This is a genomic window from Enterococcus sp. E4-223 (genome assembly GCF_035727065.1).
GTDB classification, from domain to species: Bacteria; Bacillota; Bacilli; order Lactobacillales; family Enterococcaceae; genus Enterococcus_B; species Enterococcus_B faecium.
This window is the reverse complement of record NZ_JAPMLH010000013.1, coordinates 21,597-27,837: the sequence shown is the minus strand read 5'-3', so window position 1 is coordinate 27,837 and position 6,241 is coordinate 21,597. Positions and strand designations below refer to the sequence as shown.

Annotated in this window: 3 protein-coding genes and 1 pseudogene; all 4 read right to left on the bottom strand. The window is 35.5% G+C overall.

Going from position 1 to position 6,241, the window contains the following annotated elements:
• Nucleotides 1-277: pseudogene (locus OS139_RS13350) on the bottom strand (phage tail protein); the annotation flags it as partial.
• 8 nt (nt 278-285) lie between these two features.
• On the bottom strand, nt 286-1,113 hold the full coding sequence (locus OS139_RS13345; RefSeq protein ID WP_114635989.1) for a phage tail family protein: 828 nt from the start codon (nt 1,111-1,113) through the stop codon (nt 286-288).
• Nucleotides 1,106-5,605 carry a tape measure protein gene (locus tag OS139_RS13340; protein ID WP_325067007.1) on the bottom strand — a complete coding sequence of 1,500 codons (4,500 nt, stop codon included), beginning with the start codon at nt 5,603-5,605 and terminating at the stop codon, nt 1,106-1,108. The genes OS139_RS13345 and OS139_RS13340 overlap by 8 nt, the downstream gene beginning before the upstream one ends.
• A gap of 12 nt (nt 5,606-5,617) precedes the next feature.
• Entirely contained in the window at nt 5,618-6,238 is a 621-nt protein-coding gene (locus OS139_RS13335) for a Gp15 family bacteriophage protein (RefSeq protein WP_002318698.1), read from the bottom strand.
• Between the last annotated feature and the right edge of the window lie 3 nt (nt 6,239-6,241).

Sequence of the window (6,241 nt, the reverse complement as noted above, 5' to 3'; positions counted from 1 at the left end):
TGTAATAGACATGAGTTGCTACTACATCTTTATAGATTTGGCTACCAGAAGCATATGGTCTCATCTGCTTGATTGAATACTGCTGACCATCAAAAACAACATAGTTTTCATAGTCAATTAAATCAAAAGTTATTTGATTCCTTTTTGTCTCTGGTACAGTCACAGATAACTCCCACGTTTCATTTTGTTGCCACGAGACAGAAAAAGAATCCTTATCGTAGTTAATAAGGATTTCCTCTTTTGTTTCTTCATAATTGCGTATTAATATGTTTTTCAAAGTATCACCTACTTATACAAGAAACGGAAATCCCAAGAAGATTTCACTCTAGTAATATTTTGAATTTCGATTTCATTTACTCCTTCAGCTAAAGTGATTAGTCCATGGTTTGTATCAATACCACAGCTTACACCATTCAATTTTGGGTATACGCCATCCAAAACTAATGTCTGCCCTAAATTAGTTGAGAGAGAAGGATAATAAATGAAACGATCACCTGTGGTCTTGTTGAAAATAGTCACATTTCCTTCTGATTCTCCTTCTAGGGTAATACGTAAATCTGACTCTCTCGGATCAATTCCAAAACTGCCAGCATTAAAAATCTTAAAGAAACTAGTATTGTGCGTATAACTAAAGTCTTCAGAAACTAGACCTTGAGAAAACTGCCAATCCTCATCCAAACTGAAATCAGATAAAGTCGTTGCAATTGATTCAGAATATCCTTTATAGGCGGAAAATGATACAACACAATTTCCTTTAAAATATGCCTTTTTGGTTATAGTCATACTCTCAACGATCACTGGATATCTTTTACCAGGTTCTTTCGTATAGATAAAGTAGTATTCAGCTTCTTTATTAAATAGTTCTCTCAATTCTGTTTCAGTCAAAATAAGGTCATTCAGGTTGTCTGCAAAATAATCAAATTCAAGAGTAATAGGAAAGGCATCAAATGAGTGTGTCAGCAGCTTTTGTCCTACTGAACCTGCATAAGAAGAAAATTCGTTTTTCGGTACAGGCATACCAATATTAATATCAATGATCTTGATTCGATAATTTGCTAGTAAGTCAAATTTACCTGTACTAAATTGAAGAAATACTGATGTTTTATCATCCATTAAAATTCTTTCCTCTCGTATATAGTTTTCTTGCTAATGATGAACCAGTATATTCATCTACACTTTTGCTGACTTTCTTACCGTCTAGAATACTTTCGACACGCACTGGTCTTTCATTTAACGCTTGAACGATTGTTTCAATATCTTTTTTACTCATCGTTTTGTGCTCATTTCCGCCACTAGGATGTTGATTTGAATAAACTGCTTGATTTGTTTGTACGGCTGGTTTGTATCTCTCTCTTGCAACAATCGCTTTTTGAATCAGCATATCTGCACTTGGTTTTGCAGGATTGATGTTGATTTCATATGGATAAGCAGGGTCTTCACCAAACATAGCTAACTCTGGTCCAAATACTTCTCCCCCATTTGAGTAACCATGACCATGACCAATGACTGCGAGCATATCAGGACCATATCTTTTCAGTGCATATCTAATACCAGCAAGCATGCTATCAAAACCATTAAAAATATTTCCGTGGCCAGGAAACGCATTTGCTAAAAATGTTCCTTTCTTAGCTTGTATTAGTCCCATTGCTGGACCAGAGCCATCACCATCTGGGTCTATTCCAGGCTGAACAGCACGCTCATTGCCTCCTGATTCAGTCTCGATTTGCCTTAACCAAGCATTGACATACGAAGCAGTGGTTGGTAAACCATTCATTCGCAAGGCTTCTTTTAATTGGCTAGTCCACCTTGCAACGCCAGAACCTGTAGGCGAACCTTTTCCGCCACCTTCGCCTGCTTTATAAATATCACCAGAGCCAAGCTTACCTGTAATATGCAAATGGTCGTAGTGATCGTTATCTGGCCATGTCTCCCAATTTCCTGTAGCAGGTTGCCCTGATTGACCTGTTCTATCTCGAACTTTACCTTGAGTAATAACATAGCCAACCTTATCAGCAAAATGTTCAAACACCCAGTTCGCAGGATCGAAATACTTACTTGAACCATTCATTCCAGCAGGATAAGCAATATCAATCGCTTGGTGTTTTCCGTGGTAATAAGGGTCTCCTGGTCGATAACCCGAAGTGATACCACTCATGCCAAATTTACTTACTGTTTGATTTGCAATATCTACTAAATATTTATAGACATTGTCAGCCATCGCCCCGTCAAAACTTCCACCAATAGAACCAAAACTTGCTATTTTATCTTTGATCCAATCCATAACGCCATTTGTTACTTTCTTGACACCGCCTGTAGCAATATCAAATACTGGATGAGTAGCATCAAAATTCACATGTTCTGAAATAGCTTTTTTGACAAACTCCACTGGATGTTGAACTGCATCTAAAATATCAGAACCAATGTCTTTTATTCCGTTCCATGCAGACTTGAAGAAATCACCTAGATTACTTACGTTACCTTTTGCGTACATTGGAATACCAAAAGCTTCAGCAAACGATTTTGTTTGGCTATGATTCAATACTTGAGTACCAGCTTCTGCATGCATCAAAACATTTTTCCCTTTTGGAATTTCCATTCTTCCATTAGGATGTCGGACTAGTTCTTCTCCTTCGCCATCGTTAACAAGCATCAATCCACCTTGGTGAATACCACCTGTAGCAAATTTTGCAACATCCTTAGGTTTCCATTCGTCAATTCGAACTGAATCTGGTGCATCAACTTTTTCTAAAACCCAATTGATACCACCAATTACACCATTCACACCTTTTTTCAAAATATCTATCATGTATTGTGCTGCGGCTTTAACACCATCACCGATTGCTTCTTTTCCATCTCTAAAAGCATCACCAATTCGACCAGGAACTTTTTTAACATAATCAACGATTTCATCGAATTTTTCTTTGGTTTTGTCCTTTAGATCATTCCAATATTTTGATACACCAGAGTAAATCTCTCCAACTTTTTTTACTACCTTTTCATAGGCATCCTCTATCGGTTCAATTGTATAGCGTTTAATTGTATTCCACGCACTCTTAGTTACTGATTGGATACGTTCAAATATTTCCGCTATTTTTTCTTTTAATCTACTGATAGTCTTAGATACGTTTTCTTTAGCATCATCAACCGGTTTCTCCATCGAGGATTTTATTTCTCTCCATTTGTGCTTCGTAATATTGACTAAATCAACAAAGAAATCGACCACTTTATCTACTAAGTTACTAATTGTTTTAACGACTTTTTTTCGAACTGAATCCACAGGCTCAATAACATATTCAGTAAATAATTCCATTGATTTTTTTACTGATTTTGATAAAGAATTAAAGATTTTTTTTATTGTTGAAGAGATTTTATCGACAACCTTCCCAACTGCTTTCCCTGCTTTTTCAAGTTTATCTTCTATCCATTCAGCAACTTCATCGAAACCTTTTTTTATTTTTCTACCTAATAACCGTATTGGCCCATAGATAAGCCAAAAAATTACCTCTGTAGCTTTCCCAAGTTTCTTACCCGCTTTTTCAAGAGCTTTTTCTATTTTGCCCATCCATTTTGAAAAAGTTTTAGCTATTTTATCAATCAAATCTGTAATTGCATCGTATGGTGGATCAAGAACTTTCTTTTTAAAAGCTTTCAATCCATCTTTAATAGTATCAAGTAGATCATCTACCCACTTTTTAAACTTCTTATTGTGTTTGTACAATAGAGCAACTACACCAGCAATTGGATTTAGAATGAATGTTAATACTTCTTTCCAATCCTCTTTAAAAAAATCAATAACGGAGTTAAAAACTTTCTTGATGCTTTTTTTGATACTAGTCACTTTATCCGTAACTGAATCCTTAAATTCAACAAATCCTTCTGTAACATTTTTAAAAAATGATTTGATTTTCTTTAATGATACCTCTACAAAGTTTTTTACTGCATCGACAATCCCATCTATAAACTCACGAAATGGCTTGCTTGTCTTATATGCTTTATAAAACGCAAATCCAATTCCTGCAATTGCTGCAGGTATAAGAAAAATTGGACTAGAAAGTAATGCGGTTCCGCCGAATATATCAAGCAGTTTCCCAAAAGCCGAGACCACACCAACGATTTTTTTAGCAATAAATAAAGTAGCTAATGCTTTACCTAGAAGTGCTATTCCCTTTTCATGTTTTGACAAAGCACTTAAGACATCATCAAATCGTTGTAAGGGGTCTTTCGTTTTGCCAGTTTCTTTTGAAAGTAAACTAAAATTACCAGTGAGTTTTTTTATAATATCAAGAACCGCATCCCATGCAGCACCGAAAAATATTTTAGAAATCTTTTTCAAATTATCAAAGATACTCGATAATTTATCCTGATTATCGTTTAAATAATCTATGCCTTTCAAAATAGAATCAAATAGTTTAGTAGTATTGTCTGATATGAAGCTGATAATATCTGTAAGCTTATCTTTACCGATGCCATCAACGATCTCATTCATTTTAGTAACGATATTCGCTTGGAGGTTACCCATTGCGCCCTCAAAAGTCTTAGTAGACTTTGCAGCTTCTTCAGCTACATCAGTCATACCTAAGTCAACAATCGCTTTACTAAATTCTTCAGCTGATATTTGACCTTCTTCCATCGCGTCACGAAAGTTTCCAGTGAAAGCACCGTTATTTTTCATCGCTTCTTGCATTTTACCTGATGCACCGGGAATGGCATCAGCCATTTGATTCCAGTTTTCTGTAGTTAGTTTCCCTGCACCAGCCGTTTGGGTAAGCATCATTGCTACTGATTTAAATGTTTCAGCATTACCACCTGCTACAGCGTTTAAGTTCCCTGCTGCTTCTGTTAACTCTTGATAATTCCCAATACCATTTGCTGCTAGTTGTGCTGTAGTATTCGAGATATCGGACAATTCATATACTGTGTCATCTGCATATTTTTTTACAAATTTAGCAGCTTCTTTTGTTTCTTTTTCTGTAAAGCCAGCAAACTGCATCGTAGATTTGAATTTATCCATTGCGTCAGATGATTGAGTAGTTTCACCGATTAAATCTGAAAAACTACCTGTTAAAATCTGCAGTGCTTGTGAAGAAGCACCAGCAATCGCACCAATGGATAGTTTATCTTTCAAACTGATAAACTTAGATTCGGTTTTTTCAGCAGTATCACCGAGGTCTTTTGTTTCTGTTTTTGCTTGTGAAGCATCTGCGTTAAGTATTGTTTCTTTCCTGTTAGGTATCTTGCTTATACCCTCTTTTGTAGCTTTTATTTTCAGTGATGCTCCGTCATTATCCGCCTTCAGTTCAGTTATTTTGCTTTTCGGTATGCCTTTTAAAAAAGCCTTTGTCTCTTTGACATCTTTTTCAGCATCCGAATTATCAGCCTTGATTGTGAACTTAACTGGTTTATCAAAAGTTTGATCGACATCTTTTTTTGTTGATTTGGCAATTGTTGTAACTTTTGCTGTCTCGGCTTTAAATGAATCATCAATTTTTGATCCTGTATTCATTCCCAATTTTGTTAATACGTCATCAACAAAACTAACGTCTGTTTTAAATTTAGGTAAATTCGACAGCATCACATCAATATTTATTGTTGCATCTGCGCTCAAACACTCACCTCCTTATGATTTGGCTTGTGCTGCTAACATAGAAAACATATCGCCTAGTTGATCATCAAGACTGTTAACTGTTTTTTCAGAATCAAGAGCATAATAATTTTTCAGTTCTAATAAGCTATTTAGTTCTTCGCCTTCTAAACCAGCTATGCTTCTTGACCGAATCGCTAGTATCCGCTGAAATTGAGTGTCTTCGCTTAAACCAGACATCAACGCTTTGAAAGTTAGATAATGCATTGAACCTTGCTCATTTAACAAATCGATTTTGTAATCTGCCATAAACGAAGAATAAATAGCTCCAGCGTCTTGAGAATACGAATAATTCATATTTGAATCCTGACCAGTCGATTCTCCTTCACTTCCAATGCTTCCATATGGATTCGATTGAATATAGTCAACTATGTCGTTAATAGCTTGTTGCATTTCTTCAAAAGTGAATGTATCTTCTGCTTTTTTTGAATCGATATAAAACAATTTGAACCCAAGAATTATTTTTTCTATAGACTCCAAATTTTTATCGTCAATTAGTTCATAGAATCGAATAACAGTGTCAAAAGACAAATCAATTTGATACTCATTACCTGAAATAATCACTGTTGTTTCTGGTTTTCTCGTTAGATCAAACATCTA